The sequence below is a fragment of the Solibacillus isronensis genome (genome assembly GCF_023715405.1).
Lineage (GTDB): Bacteria > Bacillota > Bacilli > Bacillales_A > Planococcaceae > Solibacillus > Solibacillus isronensis_B.
In genome coordinates this window covers 63,244-85,985 of record NZ_JAMBOC010000007.1, presented here as the reverse complement: position 1 = coordinate 85,985, position 22,742 = coordinate 63,244, and the positions used below count along the sequence as shown (strand labels likewise).

Here is a 22,742-nt window from a genome sequence, read left to right as displayed (position 1 = left end):
GAAGCAGCGTATCAAAATACCATTTATCATATTCCAACTCTACGTTCCGTTTGTTGCGAATCGACTTCAATCCTTTTATGCTAAATACAGTAGGAGGGAAACGAATGGATAATGAAAAAATTGGCCAATTAATTTATACATTGCGTAAGGGAAAAGGGATGACACAAAAACAAGTAGCAGATGCACTGTTTTTATCAGACCGCACCATTTCAAAATGGGAAAGAGGGATCGGATGTCCTGACATTACACTTCTCCCTCAGCTCGCTGCCCTCTTCGATATTCCAATAGAAAATTTACTGACAGGTGAAATAAATCAAAACGCTTTCGTAGGAGGTAATATGAAAAATTCAAGCTATTATGTATGTCCAAGCTGTTCGAATATCGGTTTAGCAACAGGAAATTTTACAGTTTCGTGCTGCGGACGGAAATTAGAGCCATTAACTGCTGTAAAAGCTACGGACGAACAAAAACTAAGTGTAGAAGAAATCGATATGCAATGGTCCATTTCTGCAGACCACCCAATGACGAAAGACCATTACGTATCATTTATCGCACTGGCAACAGGTGATCAGATTCAATTGTACAAGCAGTTCCCTGAATGGTCTTTGCAGGCAACGATTCCTCGTAAAAAACACGGGAAACTAATTTGGTTTGACACTCGTGACGGATTATTTTATCAGTATATTTAATGCCTTAATAAACAGTCTCCAACTATTAGACAACAGCTAATAATTGAGACTGTTTTAGTTTTTTATACTACCTCAATAATCGCCTTCAACCCTTCATCCAAAAACGGAATCCCCTCTTCCCTTCCTTCAAGCATAATCGAGAAAATGTAGTCTCTCCCGGTTTTTCCTGTTACATAGCCTGATAATGTATTCACTTCATGAATATAGCCTGTTTTAGCGAATATTCGCTGTTGCAGTTCCGGCTCTAAAAAGCGGTCTTTTAATGTTCCGCCAACTAGTCTGTTTATATTCCCTCCAACTGGAAGTGATTCGTAAAAGTTCCGGAAATACGGTTCTTTTTGCAGCACATACAACAGCTCGGATATACCATTTGAGTGCAGACGGTTATGATGTGATAAGCCCGAACCATCAGCAAATTGCCACGTCAAAAAATCAATTTGCTGCTTTTCCAAATAAGCGCGCATTACTTTTAGACCATGCTCGTAATCGCCTACTCCATGCTTTTGTTTCCCCATCGTTTTCAGGAAAATATCGGCGATGCTGTTATTGCTTAATTTCATAAAAATTGAAAACATCTCCGCGATTGAGCGAGACTTATGCGTGTGTATTAGTTTTGCATGGTTTGGCGTTATGCCGCTATCAATGCTTTCTTCCTGTTCAAAACGGATGCCTGCATCTTTGCATAGTTCTTTGAAAAACAGCAGCGTGTTTTTCGTAGGGTCCTGGTGGGACACCCAAACTTTCGCCGTTTCTCCTTCCGGTATTTCACCTGTAATCATAATTTGACTTGTATTATTAATGCGGCGGATTTCCAATGTGTTTTCAGCACTTTTGTCTACTGATTTTGCTTCATTAGAAAGTTGCATACCACTTAAATGCGGGATGACGTTAAAACTCGGCTTTTCTCCGACATTCCCTGCAGTTGCTTCCACAATAATTGTGCTCGCATCAAAATCGTCATTCGGTGACATCGTAATGGGCGAGATACGGGCCCCGTAATAATGGGTTTCCCCTTCATCATCAACACCCGGTGGCAATGTATCACCCGAGAAATATGTATCATCCCCGATTAGCTTACCCTTCACCTGATGGATGCCTTTTTCCCTTAAAACTTCTGCAAAATGCTTAAGTGTCGCTTCATTTATTGTCGGGTCACCGTAGCCTTTCACGAATATATTCCCGTTTAACGTGTGGTCTTCAACATTTCCGTCGATATAAATTTCTGTCTTAAACCGGTAGTCCACTCCAAGCTCCGCGATTGCAGCCGCCCCCGTCAGGATTTTCATATTGGACGCAGGACGCATTAAACGATTCCCTCGGTATGTATAAAGAATCTCCCCAGATGTCCGGTCACGCAGCGTAAAAGTGGCCTTATCTCCCCCTAAAATTGTTTCCACTATTTCGTCCAATTTCGTAATTGCATCGCCATTTAAGTTCTTCTCTTGAATCTCCTCCATACTAAGCCCCCTAAATTGTTAGAATTTACTGTAAATTTATTCTAACAGAAATATTTAGTTACGGTTAGCAGGAATTGAAGCGGACGAGACTTTCTAATATAAATGAAATTGTTCTAATATATTTTTATTTGTTCTAATAAAACGCCGATGTTCTAATAAATCCTTCCATTGTTCTAATAAGAGTCCTCTTTGTTCTAATATCACTTTAGAATTTGCTAATATCGACAACACTTTTTCTAATATCACGCTCAACTGTTCTAATAAAAACAGCACACAAAAAACGCACTTCCAAAATGAAAGTGCGCTTTGAATCAGAAATTATTGAGCTGTATATCCACCATCAACCGTTAAGCTGTTGCCGGTCATGAATGAAGAATCGTCACTTGCCATAAATAATACTGCTTTTGCCATTTCTTCAGCTTGTCCAAGGCGTTTCATCGGTGTCATTGAAGCTAATGCCTGTTTGCTTTCTTCCGGAATAATCGGTGTGTCAATGAAGCCTGGGCATAGTGAGTTCACACGAATATTTTGCTCTGCATATTCAAGTGCAAGTGAGCGTGTTAAGTTAATAACCCCACCTTTTGCTGCATTGTATGCTGCCGATCCTGGTGAACCAACCCAGCCGTACATAGAAGCGGTATTGATGATTGACCCTCCGCCAGATTTCAGCATTTCACGGATAGCTTCACGTGCTACCAAGAATACACCATCCAAGTCTACATTAACTGTGTTGCGCCATTCAGCATATTCCAATTCATGTGAAGGGAAAACACGGCCGATGCCGGCATTGTTAAATACGACATCCACTTTCCCAAATGCTTCAATTGTTTGTTTGAATATATTTGTTACTTCTTCTTCACTTGTAATATTTGCTTTAACAAATAATGCGTCCGCGTTAAGCGCTTTCAATTCCGCTTCGAAAGCTTTACCTTTTTCTTCATTTAAATCAACTAGTACTACTTTAGCACCTTCAGAGACAAATAATTTTGCTGTAGCTGCACCAATACCTGATGCCCCACCTGTGATGACTGCTACTTTACCTTGTAATTTACCCATCTTTTATTCCTCCTAGTATATCGCTTCATTAAAAATGCACATATTTAAGTTAAATTAAACAAAATAACAGAAATAAGTGTCATTGTTCTACAATTTAATTTTAACAACTTCTATAAGTTCAACAATCATTAAAATATTGTAAAATGTATAATTAGTAGACACTTACTAATATTTTGTCTTTTTCAGATGGAGGAGTAACGATGGAAAATAACCAAATTGATACATCCAAGCGAAAAAATCGAACAAAAGAACATTTTAAATTAGCTTTAATTGAGCTTATTAAAAAGAAGGGTTACCATGCCATTACCGTAAAAGATATTGTCGATCAAGCATCATACAATCGCAGTACGTTTTATGTGCATTACCAGGATAAAATCCAACTGGCAGAAGAATTGCTTGAAACAATGCTTGCTGGATTAGAAGAATCGGCCGGAAAACCGTACACTCCTGGTCAAAAAATATATACGACAAAATTAAGTGCCCCATCTTTTAATATTATTTCTTACATATATGATAACCGGAATTTTTTTGAACTCATTAAATACGACGATACATTAGCAGGCTTCCATATAAGATTTCCTCAAACAATATTAAAAATTTACGGGGAACAGTTCATATTTCAAACACTCAATAATATCCCAGTAAACATGGATTACTTTAAAAGATATACGGCTTATGGATTTTACGGGCTTATACAAAATTGGATTAACAGCAATTTCAAAGAATCCAAAGAAGATTTTATCGAAGAAGTCATTGCTTTATCTCAAACACATATTTATTCACTGAAGTTTGTGGGGAAACAAAACAAATAAAACTATTATAACCATGTGTCTGGGGCAAAAAGAAAAACTAACCCCGTCACAAGGTTAGTTTAAAAATATATTATATGTAAGCCATAAAGTTTATCTGTTTCAGATCAACATCTTTTTCATCTTTTTATTTTTATACATTTTCTGATCGGCTTTATTAAGCAGTTGTCTCATTACGCCATATGAAGAAGGTGAATATTCATATCCAATTGAAATGTGGATAGGCGAGAATGGTAAGGTGTTAGAAAATTCCCACATTTTAGAGCATACATTTTCTATATATTGTTCAACTTCAAAGTTATCTTTATGCGGCATCAAAACTATGAATTCATCTCCGCCAACTCTTGCAACAATCATTTCTTCGTCTGCAAATTTTTTTAAGCAATCGGCTGCTGCAATAATTAACCGGTCTCCCATTTGATGGCCATATTCGTCATTAATTTCTTTCAAGTCATCTAAGTCTGCGACAATTACAGATATAGGGATTGCAATTTCATTAAATTCTTTCTTTTTCAATTGGAAATACTCTCTATTGTACAAACCTGTTAATCCATCATGAGTCGATTTGTATTCCAGCTGCTCCTGCAAAATATATTGACTATGTACGTTTCTGTACACGCCTTGCACTGCAATCACTTTCCCATCTTTGTAAACAGGTGTAGCATATTCTTCAAACCAAATGTATTCTCCTAAATGGTTTTTAAACCTTACTGTTATCGGTTTATCGAAATTAAGTGTTCCCAATTGTTTCTTCCTTAAAATATCGTGGTCATCAGGGTGAACAATATCAAAAATTATATCCGGATTATTTAAATGTTTTTCCAGCGAATTTGGCCCTAAATTACTGTCTATACTTGGGCTTAAATAAAGATATTTTAGTTTCGGGTAAACTTCACAGTAATATAACATATCCCGGATGCCTTCAGTCGTTTCAATCATTGGTTTAAATAAATTTATTTTTTGTTGCAACTTCGCCTTTTCATTGTGCAGACGTATACATAATACGATGAGGCAAATTAATATACCTCCTACAACAATACTCATAAAAATGACCCGCTTTCAATTTAACTCTCCAATAGCCCCAATAGTATTATTTTACTATAATTATAATTTGATTGTATATATTAAATTCCCTAATAACAAGTACTTTTTGGTATTTTTCTGAAGAGTAAAATCACTATATTTCACCGTTAAACACAACTCCCTAACAACTTAAATAATAAAAACCGTACTCCCATTAAAACGGTAAGTACGGCTCAAATTTTTTTAACCAATCCAATCCTCTTTCGGAATATCATTTGCTTCTTTCTTGCTATAGTATCGCCCTTTTGTCGCCAACCCTAAAATGACAGTCAGAATTGCTGCCATAAGCGCTGCGAAAAAGGCGGCAGTATTTTGCAGGAAAGTGCCCATATATCCGAGCGCTGCAATTGTACCGATTATAGTTGGCACAATTAAAGCAATGACACCAACCGGATTCCATTTAAACAGGTTTTCCTGTCTGGATTCGTAATAGCGTGTGCCGATTTTCAGCCATTTTTTGAGCACGAGTGCTTCCGTTACGAGAACTGCTGCCCAGCTCATCAGTGCTACACCTTGGAATGTCATCGCAATTTGAAGATGATCGACAATACCACCAAGCATCAAGATCATCGCAATGACACCGCCTACTACTACCCAAAAACGGCGTCCTGGTGTAAAACCAAACATGTTTTCAAAAAAGTTCGAGAGGGAAAGTGAGCTGCTGTAAATATTCGTTATATTAATTCGAACCTGTGTTAGTACCGTGAATACGACACCACCGAGCCCTAATAATGTCACGATATAAACGCCGGGATTAGCTTCGGCGAATTTTACACCGAACCAAATGCCAAGGCCACCCATTACACCAAAACAGAAGATTTGCGGAATAAATCCGATTGCAATTGAACCGACTTTCAAATCTTTCGGTTTCAGGAATCGTGCATAATCCGAGGCAATTAAAGCCGTAAGTCCCATGATACCATGTTGCATTCCGATACATAACAGCAATGCCGTACCACCTATTTGAACACCCTCAGGCATATAGGTCCAGAAATTTCCGGAGTTAAGTGATGGGGTGTTGAAAGCTATGACAATGGCCGTAATGAGGAAGAACCCAAAAATAGGCAATGACCACTTTTGAAGTTTGTCCAATTGTTTAATGCCAAACCAGTTTAACGGAATTACTAAGGAACCAAAGAATACAATTAAAAGCCAGATCGGAATCGCCGGGAAGAATGCATGAACTGCAGCGACTAGAATCATACCTTCAAATGCACAATACATAATAAAGTTTGATGCGTAAATTAATGAGGTTAATGAGGCTCCGATATAACCGAATCCTCCGCGGGATAATAAGTTGACGTTCATGCCGGACTTTGCCGATAAATAAACTATGATGCTTCCAAGAATACCAGCGACAATGATGGCATAACCAGCTGAGATGAGCGCATTGACCGCTCCGAATTGTAGTGCCATGACGCTCCCCATCTGGAAATAGAAGATGGCAGTTGCGATGCCAAACGTTATATTTGTGATACTTAACCAGCCCATTTTGCGCTCTTCACGCGGAACTCGGTCAAAAGTATAGTCACTAGTTGCTTCTTCTTGATATAAGTTTCGTTCTCTTAAATTTTGATCTGCAGTAATCTCAGATCTCATTCAATCAAATCCTTTCTGTACTTATACTTCTTTTGTTTCAAAGGAACTTTAATTAGAGGTGGATGGATCTTTTTAAGGGAAAGGGCGGTTACGGTAAATCATCTGCAATTGATCCCTTCAATTCAGAAACAAAAAAAGAAATGATTTTTTTACCGCGCAGACAGTCGTGAGCGTAAGTTAAATAGCTCCATTAAATATTTTAACATAATTTAACGCAATTATTTGCTTTCTCAGTCTAAGTCGTTCTTTAGTCCCGCAATAAATCCACCCTTTCCCAGATAATAAAAAAGCTCGAAAAACATAAAATTCCCTTGTTTTACGAGTACTTATTATAGCCAATATGACCATCTGTTTATTCTACCTATTCTTTTACACTTACCGCAAAATGACTGTTTGGAGTTATTGGTTTCTAAGTTTATAGATGCATTTATAGCATCCCGGTAAGAGTATAATTTTCCCAACATAATATTATTCGTTATTGTTAGCCTGCTAATGGTTCCGTCGTCTTTCCTATTCACCCAGCAATGCATAAAACTGATAGCCCATATACAGCGCCATTATCCAAATAATTACCGCCGATATTTTATTAAGATAATTTAAGAATTTTCCGTTACTGTCAATTTGTCCAATCTTTCTCCCGACAATGGCAAGTGACAGAAACCAAACCCATGATACGACTATGCAGGCTACTGTAAACATCCATTTGTCATAACCTGTGTAAGCTAATGAACTTGTTCCGATTACCCCGATTGTATCCAAAATAGCATGAGGATTAAGTAGCGACACGGATGCAGCAAATGTTATTTGGCGTCGAGCTGAAAATCCCTTTTGGTCCCGCTTTGCATTTATCGTAGGGTTGTCTTTCCATATCACCCATCCCATATACGCCAAGAAAAAGAATCCCGCTAAAAACAGTGTTATTTTCAACCATTCAAAACTAAAAACAATCACCGATACTCCCGCTACCGCCAAATAAATTAAAATCGTATCACAGATTCCTACTGTTACTATTGCAGGCAATGCTTTCGTAAATTTCCGGTGTGTGGCACCTTGATTAAAAATAAATACGTTTTGAACACCTAATGGCAAAATTAAGCCAAATGCCAGTAGGATTCCATGAATTAATGGTTGCACGCTTATTCCTCCTATTTCCATTATTTAAGAATAACGATGAAGGAACGATTTGTCTCCCCTTATTAAAGAGATTGAGGCATACTCCGTGATATCCGTTTACGGAAGTGCCTAGCGTTTTTTACGAGTATCTTGACTTACCATTAATTGATAAATTAATGTAGTAAATAGAACATGATAGGCGATAAAGTTCGCCCTAAACCGCCTATAGACGAATGACTCCTGTCAGTTTAGTGAACTGGCGGGAGTCTGTTTTATTTAAGGGAGGTTACTGAATTTGCAAATGATTTTAATAGGAATCGGGGGTGCAATTGGGGCGGTACTACGATATAGTGTCTCCCTGCTTTTGTTAACAAACGAGACAGCTGCCTTCCCTTTTGCGACGGTAGCAGTGAATTTGGCAGGCTGCTTTCTTTTAGGGTTGCTCTCTTCCGGTCTTGAACTAAAAATTTCAGCAAACCCTGATTATTTATCAGCATTCAAAACCGGTTTAATCGGCTCATTTACGACTTTTTCCACGTTCAGTGTCGAAGTTATCCAGCTGCTGCTGCATCACTTTTATCTTTCCGCCATCCTTTATATTTTCATTAGTGCCATCTTCGGATTAATTTTTGTTGCGTTTGGCATGAAGATTGGAAAAAGCCTTTCGGAAAGGGAAGAACCAGTATGACGAATTTCTTGTTAGTGGCAGTTGGCGGATTTTTCGGAGCCATTTTACGCGCTTTTATTTCTAAGCGGCTCAATCATACAAACCGATTTGTTCACCTTGGCACTTTTACGGTAAATATGCTCGGCTCGTTTGCATTGGGATTTTTGGTTAATATGCATCTTCATACAAATGCAAACCTTATTTTGAGTATCGGATTTTTAGGAGCTTTTACTACATTCTCTACTTTCAAATTGGAAAGTCTGACACTTGTCCATGCAAAACAATGGAAGCAATTTGTACTCTATTCTTTACTCACATATATGGTCGGCCTATCCTTTGCTTTTGCCGGCTTTTGGGTAGCAAAATTATATTTATCCTAATGTTTTCGTCTCCTCTCTAATCAGCATCGGTCTTAACGTGCTATGTTTACAATCAAATGACACGGGTAAATTTACATTGTGCAACATTCAGATAAGGAGGATGATAGAAATGGTAAAACATATTGTGGGTTATTATGATACAGAAGCAGAGGCAATTGATGCAATCGAGGATTTAAAACGACAAGGTTACCGTACTGAAGATATTTCAGTTATCAGTAAAAGCCAATCGGATGTTGATACAATTTCCGATGAAACAGGTGCAAACGTTGCAGAAGGTGCAGCTACAGGCGCAGCTGCGGGCGGTGCATTAGGCGGAATTGGCGGCGTACTTGCAGGTCTTGGCGCATTGGTGATTCCAGGGATCGGTCCTATTGTCGGAGCAGGTCCAATTGTTGCCGGTATTACAGGCGCGGCAGCTGGTGCTGGTGTCGGTGGCTTGACGGGTGCTCTTATCGGAATGGGGATTCCAGAAGATGAAGCAAATCGTTACAACGAACAATTTGAATCTGGTAAAATTTTAATTATGGTAGACGAAAACTCACGTACAACACTTTTATAATAAAACTGTAGAAAGTCATTCTGAATTCATCAGGATGGCTTTCTTTTTTTGTTCCTACAGGAGGCAGGTTTCTCCCTTCCCTGTTTCCTCATGTTTACAAATATTCCTCCAGGGTAAATTTTAATATGTGAAAAGAGATTTGAGAGGATGAGAGAAATGGCAAAACATGTCGTAGGATATTATGATACAGAAGCAGAAGCAATTAAAGCCGTTGAAGAATTAAAGCAACAAGGATACAGTGCACAGGATATTTCAATCATCAGTAAAAACGTATCGGATGTAGATGCAATCTCCAATGAAACAGGCGCAAATGCCATGGAAGGCGCAATTACAGGTGTTGCTGCCGGCGGAACATTAGGCGGACTCGGCGGTGTTATCGTCGGACTTGGTGCACTTGCGATTCCAGGTATCGGACCTGTTGTTGCTGCCGGACCAATCGCTGCTGGGTTAACCGGATTAGCTACCGGTGTAATGGTCGGCGGAATCGTCGGTGCTTTAGTCGGGATGGGTATTCCGGAAGACGAGGCAGAGCGCTACAACGAACAATTTGAAGCCGGCAAGATTTTAATCATGGTGGCAGAAGATAAACGCGGTTCAGGCACCATTTTATAAATAAAAGAAATTTGGCCATCCTATGTATCGGGATGGCTTTCCTGCTTTTTTTAACAGCCTTTTATGATTCATTTTCCCTCTTGCCCAATCAGTAGGTTGGAGCTGAATTTCATGGTATATTATTGAAGTTGCACTATTAAGTGTTATTTTACAGATGGAGGTTTTACGATGCTCAAAAATTTGCAAGATACAACAACATTAAATAACGGTGTTAAAATGCCTTGGCTAGGAATCGGTACATATTTAGTTGAGGAAGGACCTGACCTGTTAAACGCTATCAAATTTGCGATTAAACACGGTTACCGCAGTATCGATACAGCTGCCGTTTATCAAAATGAAGAGGGCGTCGGCGAAGCAATCCGTGAAGCACTAAAAGAAACCGGCATTTCAAGAGAAGAATTATTCATCACTTCTAAAGTGTGGAATACAGATTTAGGCTATGAGGAAACACTTGCTGCCTACGAAACAAGCTTAAAGAAATTAGGTCTTGAATACTTGGACTTATACCTTATTCACTGGGCAGTTGTAGATAAATATAAAGATGCATGGCGTGCGATGGAAACACTTTATAAAGAAGGAAAAGTGAAAGCGATCGGCGTATGTAACTTCCAGGTTCATCATTTAGAAGATTTGATGAAAGATGCGGAAATTAAACCGATGATCAACCAGGTGGAATACCACCCTCGCTTAGCTCAATCGGAAGTAAAAGCTTTCTGTGAAAACAACGACATTCAGTTCGAGGCATGGTCTCCGTTAATGCAGGCAAAATTATTGGACAACCCTCTATTAAACGAATTGGCTGCCAAATATAATAAAACTGTTTCTCAAGTCATTTTAAGATGGGATCTGCAAAACGGTGTTGTAACGATTCCAAAATCAACGAAAGAACATCGCATTGTAGAAAATGCCGATATTTTTGATTTTGAACTGACTTCTGAAGATATGGAACAGATTAATGGCCTTAACCAGGATTTACGTATCGGACCGGATCCTGATCACTTCAGCTTTTAATTAAACGCTTCATTCAGCAAGCTGTCCTCGTCTCTTATTACGAAGACAGCTTTTTTCACTTAAAAACACATACTTGAAATTTTTTTCGAAAACGAGTAAACTATCAAAGTGCTCATTTATCCAAGTTAATAGTAACTGTATAACCTCAAGAATATGGCTTGAGGGTCTCTACCAGGAACCATAAAATCCTGATTACAGAAAATGATCTTTTTCATTTTTTGTAATCAGGATTTTTTTATTTTCCAAAGAAAGGAAGTTAGACAAAATATGAATTTCAAAGTATTAATACTCGCATTATCAACGGTTGCTGTCGGGTTGGTCGAACTGATTATTGGAGGGATTCTCCCAATCATTGCAACTGATATGAATATTTCAATAAGCACTGCCGGACAGCTGATTACCGTATTTGCCCTTATTTATGCAATCGCCGGTCCTGTGTTATTAGTTTTAACGAGCAAAGTTGAACGAAAAAAGTTATATCTTATTTCGTTGTTTATTTTCTTCATCAGTAATATCATGATGTATTTCAGTGTGACATTCACATTTATGATGGTTGCCCGTATTTTAAGTGCAATGAGTACTTCACTGATCACCGTGCTTTCATTAATCCTCGCTGCAAAAGTTGTTTCACCGGCGCATCGTGCGAAGGCACTTGGTTTCATTTATATGGGAATTAGTTCTTCGCTCGTATTAGGTGTACCGCTTGGCATTTTAATTTCCGATTATTTCGGATGGCGTGTAATTTTCCTAGGCATCGCGATTTTATCAGTAGGCTCATTTATTCTCATTTCACTCTTTTTAGAGAAGGTTCCTGGGGAAATGACCATTCCACTTTCGCAACAATTAAAGGCAGTTGCCAGTTCCAAAATCGGCAGTGCCCATCTTGCAACAATGTTTATGCTGGCTGGACACTATACGATGTACGCGTACTTCACACCATTTTTGGAAACAGAACTAAGTCTGAATTCCAGCTGGATCAGTCTTTGCTATTTATTATTCGGGATTGCTGCAGTAAGCGGCGGCGCATTTGGCGGAACGCTTTCGGATAAAATCGGTGCACCTAAGAGTATTATTTTCGTTATTGTTTCATTTGCAGTCGTGTTATTCATACTGCCATTCACGACCTTCTCTCTTATCATCTTCATACCGATTATGATGATTTGGGGAGCGCTAAGCTGGAGTTTATCACCACCACAGCAAAGCTACTTGATTCAGACAGATCCTGCCACATCAGATATTCAGCAAAGCTTTAATAATTCGGCTTTACAGATCGGAATTTCGATGGGATCAGCGTTTGGCGGAATCGTAATCACTCAAACAGACACGATTTCACATGCAGCTTGGTATGGTGGCGCACTTGTACTAGTTGCGTTAGCATGTGCAGTCTTTTCTTTAACGAGAAAAACAAATGGTAGAGAAGAAAAAATTTCTACTTCGGCTGCCCATCATTCAAATATATAAGTTAAAAGCCCCATTCGTTTTATAATCGAATGGGGCTTCTTCTATTCTCGGTTATATTTCTTATAGATTTGTAAATCTGTAGATTGTTTCGTGATGATAAGGAATTCCTTTTTTTATAATAGAATTTGGTAAGTGTTTATATTTCATGCTATTTGGAGCATTTTGTACCTCTAAACAAATACCTAAATAATTTTGTGCGGGTGCTTCCTTAAATGAGTAGCCACTGCCGATTTTACTGCCAGTATATACAACTAAAGCTTGTTCATCCGTTATGATTGTAAGTTTGCGGCCACTTTCTTCCTCCGATAATACAATTTCACTTTTCTCTAATAAAAACGGATGGTCTATACCTCCGCTCGCCAACTTAACTTGCGGAAAGTTACTCTCCATGACTTCCTTCAAATATTTCTTTTCATTAAAGTCAAATATTGTACCAATTACATTTTCTATATTGCCCAGCGGTAACCCCTGCTCATCAATATAAAGCATTCCTCTACTGGAAAATTTCAATGTATGCCCTTCAATCGTACGCTTTAAATTTCCGCTTAGATTAAAGTAACTATGATTTGTACAATTTAAAATCGTATCAGTATCGCTTATACCTTCATACGAAGTAATTAGCTCGTTACTGGCTGTTAATGTATAGGTAATAGACATATTTAACTTTCCAGGAAAATCAACGGATTCAAAATTGAGAAAGTATCTTACATATTGTCCATGCGAGGAAACACCTGTTTCAAATTGCCATAGCTGATTGTGAAAGCCGTCATTTCCACCGTGCAGTAAATGGTGCCCTTCATTTGCCCTCGCTTGAAAAGAAACTCCATTGATTTCTAAAATAGCATCTTCAAGACGGCCTGCAAAAGGTCCAATCGCCGCACCAAAAAACTGCGGATATTGTTTATATTTTTCTGCCGTATCAAATGAACAAACAACATTCTCAATTATTCCATTAGCATCAGGGGTAGCGATTGCCGTAATCGTACACCCTAATGTACAACTGCTTACACACATCCCATTCGTATTCGTTAAAATAACTTCATAAACGGGATGCTTGTTTATTTGACCAAAAGATTTAACTTCAATCATTGCAAACGTAATCAGCTAATACGATTTGTTGATTTGTGTCTACCGATTGCTGAATCGCGTGCAAAATCCCCACGTTTTTGCGTGAATAATTATGCTGTACTGTCAGGTCTCCATTAGTACGTACAGCATCGGAGAAGTATTCAACCTCTTGCTTGTATATATCTCCTCCGGTTTGTTCGATACGTTCTGTTGTTAAAGTATTGATAGTAATTTGTCCATTCCCACTTAAACGGTCTGGTCTAAATGCATTTTTAACTTTTACCGTTCCCTTCGTCCCCACTATTTCATATTCATTTCGTTCTGTCATATCAAAACTACAATCGATCATGCCGTGGATTCCATTTTCTAGCTCGACTATTCCAAACGCAGAAATATCGACAGTAGTTTTTGAATCTGCAATCCTTTTAAATGAAAGTGACTTAACGTCATTTCCCAAAATGAGTTGCATTGCATGAACCGAATAACAACCAACATCCCAGATAGCACCCCCACCTTTTTCTGCGTTCATGCGAATGTCACCTTTACGATCTGTTAAATAAAATGAGTGACTTGATTTAAAAAGTTTTACTTCACCAATTTCTCCAGAATCAATAATTTCTTTTACTCGCATATGCTGTGGATGAAATTGGTACATGAACGCTTCCATAAACTGTACATTCTCTTCATTACAAACTGTAATCATTTCTTCTAAATCAGCTTCATTTAATGCAGCAGGTTTTTCACACAAAATGTGCTTTCCTGCCTTTGCTGCTTTAATGACCCACTCTTTATGTAAATCATTTGGGAGTGGAATATAAATTACTTCTACCTCATGATCATTTAATAATTCATCATAACTCTCGTAAGCTCTTTTGATTCCTAGTTTTTCAGCGATCGCATGTACCTTTGGACCACGGCTGGCAATTGCAATGACTTCCGCATTTTCAGCACGTTTTATAGCCGGAATCAGTTGCGTTTGCGCAATATTGGCTGTACTTAAAATACCCCATTTTACTTTGTTCATTATGAATTCCTCCCTAGCGAAATAGTTTTAATTGTTCATTTAACGCTTTTGTCTGAGTGTAAATCTGTTGATATACCGCATATAGCTGATTGTATATTTCAACATTCTCACGATTCGGTTCAAATTTCCCTTCTACTTGAACACAAGCCTGAACAGCTTCTTCAAAATCTGTGTATATATTCGCTCCTACCGCTGCAATCATACACGCACCGATACTTGGCCCTTGCTCATTTTTTAGTTTATACACCGTTACATTAAAAATATCGGCCTGCATTTGTAGCCAGACTGGACTTTTTGCGCCACCGCCGATAGAAACCATTTCGGTAATATCTTTGCCCGAGTTACGGAAAATCTCTAACGAATCACGCAGTGAAAAAACGATTCCCTCCATCACAGCCCGCGCAAAATGTTGCTTTGTATGTGATGCATCTATGCCAATATAGCTTCCACGAATCGTAGAATCTGCATAAGGTGTGCGTTCACCTACAATATACGGTGTAAATAATAACCCGTTACTTCCCGGAGTAATTGTATTAATCCCCGCAAACAATTCATCATAAGACTGCCCTTCCGCAAATCTCTCTTTAAACCAGCTAAGGGAGTGCCCAGCCGACAACGTAACCCCCATTGTGTAGTAAGCATCCTCTACAACATGGTTAAAATAGTGTACCTTTCCTTCAAAATCCTTTGTATTGGATTCCTCATATGATAATAGAACTCCCGATGTACCAATACTGACCATTGTTTTACCATCACCTGCAACACCAGAACCAATTGCCCCACAAGCATTATCCGCACCACCAGCATAAATCTTAGTTGCGGTCGTTAATCCTGTGCTTTTAGCAAATTCCTCTGTCAATTGCCCCACTTCTGTTGCCGATGACACAAGCGGTGGACATATTGCTAAATTAATTCCCAGCACTGCAGCTATTTCCTGACTCCATTCGCTCTTTTCTATATCCAGTAATAATGTGCCTGCCGCATCGGAATAATCCATATGCAAATTTCCAGTCATCACAAAACGCACATAATCCTTAGGTAATAGAAAAGTTTTTATCGCTTTGAAAATTTCCGGTTCATATTCCTTTACCCATAGAATCTTTGGTAACGTAAAGCCTTCAAGAGCATTATTTTTAGTAATTCTCAGCAGGTCCTCCTGCCCAACTTGTTCAACAATTTGCTTACACTGCTCTGTTGTCCGCGTATCATTCCATAAGATTGCAGGTCGAAGAATATCATTATTTTCATCAAGTAGCACCAATCCATGCATTTGACCAGAATAACTAATCCCTACAATAGTAGAAACATCTCCTGTAAATCGTTTAACAATTTCCTGAATTGCCGCTTTAGTTCCAGTCACCCAATCATTTGGATTTTGCTCTGAGTAACTTGGCTTTTCATGAACAAGCGGATAGCTCCTTGATGCTTCATCGACAATAGTTCCTTGCTCATTCATTAACAGTGCTTTTACTGCGCTTGTTCCTAGGTCAATCCCGATTACATACTTCATATTTCTGCCTCCACCCGTATACTGCATAAAAGGCTAGACCAAAAGTATAAATCTTTTGCTCTAGCCTCAAAAAGCTTCTTGACCACAATTATTCAGCTATAACATTTAAAATGTACTGATTTATAATCATTTTCAATTTTTCTGTGCGACCAGAGCTGTTTTTAACGTCCCCAAGCCCTAAAGCATATTCTTCCAACTGCTTGAAGCCGACAGTCCCATCAACAATTTGTTTGCCGATGCCTTCGTTATAACTGCTATAACGATTATCTACGAAGTTTTCCAACACACCATCTTCCAATAGCTTGTGGGCAACCTTCAGTCCGACAGCAAATGAGTCCATTCCCGCTATATGTGCATAAAACAAATCATCCTGCTCAAATGATCCACGGCGTACTTTTGCATCAAAGTTCAAACCGCCCTTTCCGAGGCCGCCATTTTTCAAAATTTCATACATTGCTAACGTGTTTGTGTAAAGGTCTGTAGGGAATTCATCCGTATCCCATCCAAGTAATGTATCGCCCTGGTTGGCATCCACTGAGCCCAGCATCCCGTTAATACGTGCTGTATGTAACTCATGCTCAAATGTATGCCCGGCTAATGTTGCATGGTTTGCTTCTATATTGAATTTGAACTTGTTTTCTAATCCGTACGTACGCAAGAAACCAATCCCTGTTGCTACATCGAAGTCATATTGGTGTTTTGTCGGCTCTTTTGGCTTTGGTTCAATCAAGAATTGACCTTCATAACCAATTTCTTTTGCATAATCTACCGCCATGTTCAAGAACATACCAAGATTATCTTGCTCTAACTTCATATTTGTATTAAGCAGTGTTTCATAGCCTTCACGACCACCCCAGAAGACATAATTTTCAGCACCTAAACGCTTTGCTACTTCCAAGCCCTTTTTCACTTTCGCAGCCGAATAGGCAAAAACATCTGCATTAGGTGAAGTCGCAGCACCGTGAACAAAGCGTGGGTTTGAAAACATATTGGCTGTATTCCATAGGAGCTTAGTTTTTGATGTAGCCATGTATTTTTCCATCATGTCTATAATTTCATCCAGGTTTTTATTCGTTTCCGCCAATGACTGGCCTTCCGGTGCAACGTCTACATCATGGAAGCAGAAAAATGGCACATTTAACTTTTCATAAAATTCAAATGAAGCTTCTAAACGTGCCTTTGCTAGGTCCATGCCGGAAAATTTGTCCCATGACCGCTCCATATTTCCTGCACCAAACGGATCTCCGCCATCATACGTAAATGTATGCCAATAGGCTACTCCAAAACGTAAAGTTTCCTCCATCGTTTTCCCGCCAACAACTTCCTCTGGATTGTAGTATTTAAATGCTAAATCACTTGTTGATTTTGGTCCTTCATACTTGATTGCTGAGATATTGCTGAAATATGACATATAATATTCCCCCGATTCATTTGTTTTTAGAAATGATGTCAACCCATACCGCCAAAATTAAAATCAAACCTTTTACGATATACTGCCAGTAAGCGCCGATATTCATCATCGACATTCCGTTATCAATACTTGCCATAATGAGTGCACCGATAATCGCACCATAGATCTTCCCTTTACCGCCCATTAAAGATGTACCGCCAATTACGCAGGCTGCGATGGCATCCAATTCATAACTGTTCCCGGCAGATACTGTTGCTGCATTTAAACGTGCTGTTAATAACACACCTGCTACTCCAGCTAAAGCACCCATGCTGACGAATACATATAGCGTATTTCGTTTAATATTTATTCCCGATAATGCTGCTGCTTCCGGGTTGCCGCCTATTGCATAAATCCGGCGTCCAAATGCTGTTTTTGTTGTAATGAACATGAAAACAAGCGCAATTACCGCTACAATTAAAAACGGGATTGGAATACCTAAATAACGATTCAACATATACGTAATGACTACTAGAACAACAGAATAAACTGTCACTTTTCCATAATCGATTACAGAAGGCAATAATAATAAGCCCATTTCCTTACGCTTTCTACGACTATTTACCGTGAAAGCTATCATTAAAATAACGGCTATAGCAGCTATAATATAACCTGGTATAAATGGTAAGTAACTGTTTCCGATTTGTTTGAAACTTGGGTTTAATGATGAAATCGTTTGACCATCCGATAAACCGATTAGAACCCCTCGGAATATCAACATCCCCCCAAGCGTAACAATAAATGCGGGTACTGCTCGGTATGCGACCCACCATCCTTGCCATAACCCAATTAAACCTCCAATTATAATTGCTGCGAGTACAACAACCGGTGTACTCCATCCTTGCCAAACTTGCAGCATTGCGGCAATTCCACCTGTAACCCCTACAATCGAACCTACCGATAAATCAATGTGTCCTGCCACAATTACCAATGTCATTCCTACCGCAAGTACAGCTATGATCGACATTTGGGTAAATAAATTGGATATATTACGAGAAGATAAGAATTCCCCTCCAGTAAAAAATGTGAAAATAATAGCAATAAAAATTAAAGCAATAATTAAGGTATAGGATTGTAAATCGAATTTGAAGGATAATTTACTTTCTTTTTTGATTGTCTGTTCATTAATCACGTTTTTTCCCTCCAGTTGCACACATCATTACTTTTTCCTGTGTTGCTTCTTCTCTTGCAAATTCTCCCGTAATCTCCCCTTCACACATAACAAGAATTCGATCTGACATTCCTAAAACTTCAGGCAGCTCAGATGAAATTAGTACAATCCCTACACCTTGTTGGACAAGCTCATTCATAATTTTGTAAATTTCATATTTAGCACCAACATCAATCCCTCTAGTAGGCTCATCTAAGATTAATAGTTTTGGATTATTCATAATCCACTTACTCAAAACAACCTTTTGCTGGTTTCCTCCACTTAGCTTTCCTACCTCTATGTCTAGATTAGGTGCTTTTAATTTCATCTTGGTTGTAATCTCTTCTGCTGCTCTTACTTCAAGTGCTTGGCTAATCACATTTAGTTTCATCACCTTGTTTAATGCAATCAGTGTCGTATTTTTTGCGATATCCATTCCTAGTACTAGACCGTATCGCTTACGATCTTCCGATACATAAGCAAATCCCTCTTTAATAGCATCCGCTGGTGATTTAATTGTTACGGTTTTATCATTTAATTTGACCGTACCTTCTTTTTTACCAGGCATTCCGCCAAACAAACTAATAAACAGCTCTGAGCGACCTGCTCCCATCAAGCCGGAAAACCCTACAATTTCACCCTTTTTAACATTGAAATTTATATTAGATACAACTTTTTTTCCCGATTTATTGTATGAAGTGTAGTTTTCTACATGTAATACATTTTCATCACTAATTTCATGCACCTCATAAGGGAATAACTCCGTCAGTTCACGACCAACCATCTTTGTAATGATCATTTCCTCAGTGAGATACTCGATGGAGTTCGTTGAGATTGTCTGACCATCACGTAAAATTGTTACAGAATCAGCCAGCTCCATTACTTCTCCTAATTTGTGCGAAATGTATATGCATGTTACACCTTGTTTTCGAAGTTCATTTAACAATTTAATTAAAACAGCTACATCACTTTCTGTAAGAGCAGCTGTCGGCTCATCTAAGATTAGAATATCCGTTTCCTTCGTCAGAGCTTTTGCAATTTCCAGAAGTTGCTGCTTTCCTACCGTTAATTCGGATACCTTCATTTGTGGATCCAGATCTAAACCAACCTTTTCAAGTGCTACCTTCGACTTTTTATAAATTTCATTCCAATTAATAACGGCCGAGCGCATTAAATCATGTCCTAAAAATAAATTTTCAGCAATCGTCATTCCACCAACCAATGCCAGTTCCTGATAAATAATTGCCACTCCTGCATCTTGTGATTCTTTAATATTTTTGAAACTTGCTTCTTTGCCTTTGATTAAAATTTTCCCACTGTATGTGCCCGCCGGATAAACGCCGCTTAATACTTTCATTAAGGTCGACTTTCCTGCACCATTTTCACCACATAAGGCATGGATTTCACCTTTTCGGACTGAAAAAGTAACATTGTCCAGAGCCTTAACACTTGGAAACTCTTTTGTTATTCCTTTCATTTCTAAAACATATTCAGTCATGTTTCCACCACCATTCTCCATATCCTCATTTAAAAGAAAGGAGGGAAATTCTCCCCTCCTTTTGCTGTTATTTACGGACGGTCACTTTCCGGAACATTTTTATATACATCATCATAGCTATGGAATTCATCTTCAATAACTGTTGTCATAAGTTCATCTTTACCTACTGAAATTGGGTCCAGCTTAATGAATGGAACATCCATCTGGCCATTGTTTACAGAATCCGTAGCAGTAACTTCCTCACCTTTTGCTAATTGAACCGCTACTTCTGCACTCTTTTCAGCAATTGCTTTTATTGGCTTGTAAACGGTCATTGTCTGTAATCCCTCTGCAATACGCTGAACACCTGCCAGGTCAGCATCTTGCCCAGAAATTAATACTTTACCAGCTAATCCCTGAGCTTCTAACGCCTGAATTGCGCCACCAGCCGTATTATCGTTTGAAGCAACGACAACATCAATATTGTTTTTGTTTGCAGTTAATGCGTTTTCCATGATTTTTAATGCTTCATTTGCATCCCAGTCTTTCGCCCACTGATCGCCTACAATTGTAATATCACCTTTATCAACTAATGGCTGAATAATATTCATTTGCCCTTCACGGAACATTTTTGCGTTGTTATCCGTTGGAGATCCCCCCATTAAGAAGAAGTTTCCGTCAGGTTTTAAATTCACTAAATACTCCGCTTGCATCTCGCCCACACGTACGTTATCAAATGAAACATATGCACTGATATCTGCCCCGTTAATCAATCGGTCATATGCTAATACTGGAACGTCTTCTGCATTTGCCTGCTCCACAACAGTGGATAAAGAATCTGAATTAATCGCAATAATTACTAATGCATCTAAATCCTGAGACAGCATATTTTGTATTTGCGATAATTGCTTTGCTTCATCACCATTTGCAGACTGCACTACGACTTCTGCACCCATTTCTTCGGCCTTAGCTACGAAGAAATCACGGTCATGCTGCCAACGTTCTAATGTTAAGTCCGATACCGATAACCCAATCTTCAATTTATCCCCTGCTGAATCACTTGAATTTGCCTTGCCTGTATCTTTGCTTGAGTCGCCTGCATCCTGCCCGCAAGCTACCAATAACATTGATATTACTAACAGAATTCCAAAAAGAAAGCCCTTACATTTACGCATGAACTACACCCCTTTAATATTTGTAATATTCTCAATTTAAAAATAGAATAACATGTTAATATTTGTTTGTCTATTGGATGAACAAAGTTTTTTTGTTATACTTTAATTAAAATTATCGATCGTTTTGTATTGGAGGGATTGTTACTTTGTCTTGGAATCAACAAATAGGGAAAAAATTTAATAAGCAGCAAATTTTAAATTATATTTTCTCTAAAAGGATTGTTTCTAGAGGAGAAATCATTGAAGAAATTGGGTTAAAAAAAGCAACTGTTGCAAATTTAGTAACAGAACTAATAGAGGACCGATTAATCGTAGAAGATGGGAAAGATTGTTCAACTGGAGGGAGAAGATCCCGGTTATTAAGGTTTAATGAAACAGCTGGTTTTGCACTTGGCATTGATATTGGCGTTAACTATTTATATGGTGCAGTCTTTAATCTAAAAGGAGAAATTGTTTTCGACCATTTCCAACTCGTACCATCAATTCAACTTGACGCGTATTTAAAAAGTATTTTGAGTTTAGTTGAATTACTCGTAAAAAATGTGCCCCCTAGTCCATTCTCAATCGTCGGATTAGGAGTTGCCGTTCCTGGTTCTGTTAATAAAGACGGCGTAATTATTATTGCACCCAATTTACGTTGGGAAGATTTTGATATCAGTGGATATTTGCGTGATCGCTTTGACTTCCCCATCTATATTTCAAATGAGGCAAATGCTGGTGCCTATGCAGAGTATATTTTTGAAAATAATAAAGAAACTTCAAATCTATTATATTTAAGTATAGGTATCGGATTAGGTGTTGGGATTATTATTGATCATAATATTTATCTAGGTGTTAACGGCTATTCGGGCGAAAGTGGTCATACAATCATACATATGAATGGTCGTAAATGCACTTGCGGGCGCAACGGATGTTGGGAAGCATACGCCTCAGAATACGCTCTCATTCATGATGCGACTTATATGTTAAAAGAAAGAGAACTATCATTAGAGCAGCTAATTACCTTAGCTGAAGAGGGTCATGAAGATGTTATTCAATTATTTAAGGAAACCGGGTACTATATCGGTCTCGGGATTACTAATTTAATTCAAACATTTAACCCCGAAAAAATTATTATTGGTAATCGTATAGTAAAAGCGCAAAAATTTATTGAGCAATCTATATTAGATACAATTCACGCTAATACTATGCATTTTCAGCGGGATAACTACTCTGTGCAATTTTCAAAATTAAAGGATCGTGCAATTGCCCTCGGTGCTGCTTCTTTTATCATTGATCAATTTATTCAGCTACCATTTGATTAATCTCTACTTTTATAGGGAAAATATATTTAACTTATCTCGTATAGTTAAAAAATGTATATTATGTTATGATAAGCAAGCCTATAACACT

The 22,742-nt window shown here is 38.4% G+C and carries 21 protein-coding genes and 1 riboswitch; of the genes, 9 read left to right on the top strand and 12 right to left on the bottom strand.

What is annotated here, in order from left to right; all coding sequences use genetic code 11:
• Nucleotides 1–104: 104 nt before the first annotated feature.
• Entirely contained in the window at nt 105–689 is a 585-nt protein-coding gene (locus M3166_RS17925) for a helix-turn-helix domain-containing protein (RefSeq protein WP_251691482.1), read from the top strand.
• A 62-nt stretch (nt 690–751) separates the two neighbouring features.
• Here the strand turns inward: M3166_RS17925 and dacB are convergent, their stop codons facing one another.
• Nucleotides 752–2,146, bottom strand: a complete 1,395-nt coding sequence (gene dacB, locus M3166_RS17920) for a D-alanyl-D-alanine carboxypeptidase/D-alanyl-D-alanine endopeptidase (protein WP_251691480.1) — start codon at nt 2,144–2,146, stop codon at nt 752–754.
• Nucleotides 2,147–2,464: 318 nt separating this feature from the next.
• A complete protein-coding gene (locus tag M3166_RS17915; RefSeq protein ID WP_251691478.1) occupies nt 2,465–3,202 on the bottom strand; it encodes an SDR family NAD(P)-dependent oxidoreductase in 738 nt (245 codons plus the stop codon).
• Between the two features lie 200 nt (nt 3,203–3,402).
• On the opposite strand from M3166_RS17915, the gene M3166_RS17910 reads away from it, so the two are divergent.
• The gene (locus tag M3166_RS17910; RefSeq protein WP_251691476.1) at nt 3,403–4,014 is read left to right on the top strand and encodes a TetR/AcrR family transcriptional regulator; all 612 of its coding nucleotides are present in this window, start codon (nt 3,403–3,405) and stop codon (nt 4,012–4,014) included.
• Nucleotides 4,015–4,113: 99 nt separating this feature from the next.
• Here M3166_RS17910 and M3166_RS17905 read toward each other — a convergent pair whose 3' ends face one another.
• The 3 genes from M3166_RS17905 to M3166_RS17895 form a co-directional block, all read right to left on the bottom strand.
• Entirely contained in the window at nt 4,114–5,055 is a 942-nt protein-coding gene (locus M3166_RS17905; RefSeq protein WP_251691474.1) for a sensor domain-containing diguanylate cyclase, read from the bottom strand.
• Between the two features lie 222 nt (nt 5,056–5,277).
• Nucleotides 5,278–6,693: a purine-cytosine permease family protein gene (locus M3166_RS17900; RefSeq protein ID WP_079523275.1), complete on the bottom strand. Its 1,416-nt coding sequence runs from the start codon at nt 6,691–6,693 to the stop codon at nt 5,278–5,280.
• Nucleotides 6,694–7,203: 510 nt separating this feature from the next.
• Nucleotides 7,204–7,827 (bottom strand): LysE/ArgO family amino acid transporter, encoded by a 624-nt coding sequence (locus M3166_RS17895; RefSeq protein WP_251691472.1) that lies wholly within the window; start codon nt 7,825–7,827, stop codon nt 7,204–7,206.
• A 280-nt stretch (nt 7,828–8,107) separates the two neighbouring features.
• Here M3166_RS17895 and crcB (M3166_RS17890) point away from each other — a divergent pair, with 280 nt between their 5' ends.
• The 6 genes from crcB (M3166_RS17890) (at nt 8,108) to M3166_RS17865 (ending at nt 12,496) form a co-directional block, all read left to right on the top strand.
• Complete coding sequence (crcB, locus tag M3166_RS17890) at nt 8,108–8,494, top strand: fluoride efflux transporter CrcB (RefSeq protein WP_251691494.1); 387 nt, start codon at nt 8,108–8,110, stop codon at nt 8,492–8,494.
• Entirely contained in the window at nt 8,491–8,853 is a 363-nt protein-coding gene (gene crcB, locus M3166_RS17885; protein WP_251691470.1) for a fluoride efflux transporter CrcB, read from the top strand. Before crcB (M3166_RS17890) ends, crcB (M3166_RS17885) begins: the two co-directional genes overlap by 4 nt.
• A 109-nt stretch (nt 8,854–8,962) precedes the next feature.
• A complete protein-coding gene (locus M3166_RS17880; RefSeq protein ID WP_251691468.1) occupies nt 8,963–9,412 on the top strand; it encodes a general stress protein in 450 nt (149 codons plus the stop codon).
• A 156-nt stretch (nt 9,413–9,568) separates the two neighbouring features.
• Nucleotides 9,569–10,024, top strand: a complete 456-nt coding sequence (locus M3166_RS17875) for a general stress protein (RefSeq protein ID WP_251691466.1) — start codon at nt 9,569–9,571, stop codon at nt 10,022–10,024.
• Between the two features lie 168 nt (nt 10,025–10,192).
• Nucleotides 10,193–11,035, top strand: coding sequence for an aldo/keto reductase (locus M3166_RS17870; protein WP_251691464.1), 843 nt, complete (start codon nt 10,193–10,195; stop codon nt 11,033–11,035).
• Between the two features lie 115 nt (nt 11,036–11,150).
• Nucleotides 11,151–11,250, top strand: a riboswitch (purine riboswitch).
• Between the two features lie 52 nt (nt 11,251–11,302).
• Nucleotides 11,303–12,496: an MFS transporter gene (locus M3166_RS17865; protein WP_251691462.1), complete on the top strand. Its 1,194-nt coding sequence runs from the start codon at nt 11,303–11,305 to the stop codon at nt 12,494–12,496.
• A 60-nt stretch (nt 12,497–12,556) separates the two neighbouring features.
• Here the strand turns inward: M3166_RS17865 and M3166_RS17860 are convergent, their stop codons facing one another.
• The 7 genes from M3166_RS17860 to xylF form a co-directional block, all read right to left on the bottom strand.
• Nucleotides 12,557–13,585, bottom strand: coding sequence for an aldose epimerase family protein (locus M3166_RS17860; protein WP_251691460.1), 1,029 nt, complete (start codon nt 13,583–13,585; stop codon nt 12,557–12,559).
• Nucleotides 13,578–14,588 carry a Gfo/Idh/MocA family protein gene (locus M3166_RS17855; RefSeq protein ID WP_251691458.1) on the bottom strand — a complete coding sequence of 337 codons (1,011 nt, stop codon included), beginning with the start codon at nt 14,586–14,588 and terminating at the stop codon, nt 13,578–13,580. Before M3166_RS17855 ends, M3166_RS17860 begins: the two co-directional genes overlap by 8 nt.
• A 13-nt stretch (nt 14,589–14,601) precedes the next feature.
• Nucleotides 14,602–16,098, bottom strand: a complete 1,497-nt coding sequence (gene xylB / locus M3166_RS17850; protein ID WP_251691456.1) for a xylulokinase — start codon at nt 16,096–16,098, stop codon at nt 14,602–14,604.
• A gap of 88 nt (nt 16,099–16,186) precedes the next feature.
• Nucleotides 16,187–17,509: a xylose isomerase gene (xylA, locus tag M3166_RS17845; protein ID WP_251691454.1), complete on the bottom strand. Its 1,323-nt coding sequence runs from the start codon at nt 17,507–17,509 to the stop codon at nt 16,187–16,189.
• A 16-nt stretch (nt 17,510–17,525) separates the two neighbouring features.
• On the bottom strand, nt 17,526–18,680 hold the full coding sequence (locus M3166_RS17840; protein WP_251691452.1) for a sugar ABC transporter permease: 1,155 nt from the start codon (nt 18,678–18,680) through the stop codon (nt 17,526–17,528).
• Nucleotides 18,673–20,196 (bottom strand): xylose ABC transporter ATP-binding protein, encoded by a 1,524-nt coding sequence (locus M3166_RS17835; RefSeq protein WP_251691450.1) that lies wholly within the window; start codon nt 20,194–20,196, stop codon nt 18,673–18,675. Before M3166_RS17835 ends, M3166_RS17840 begins: the two co-directional genes overlap by 8 nt.
• 71 nt (nt 20,197–20,267) lie before the next feature.
• Nucleotides 20,268–21,350, bottom strand: a complete 1,083-nt coding sequence (xylF, locus tag M3166_RS17830; protein ID WP_251691448.1) for a D-xylose ABC transporter substrate-binding protein — start codon at nt 21,348–21,350, stop codon at nt 20,268–20,270.
• 146 nt (nt 21,351–21,496) lie between these two features.
• Between xylF and M3166_RS17825 the strand changes: the two genes are divergently transcribed.
• Nucleotides 21,497–22,654 carry an ROK family transcriptional regulator gene (locus tag M3166_RS17825; protein ID WP_251691446.1) on the top strand — a complete coding sequence of 386 codons (1,158 nt, stop codon included), beginning with the start codon at nt 21,497–21,499 and terminating at the stop codon, nt 22,652–22,654.
• The last annotated feature ends 88 nt before the right edge of the window (nt 22,655–22,742 follow it).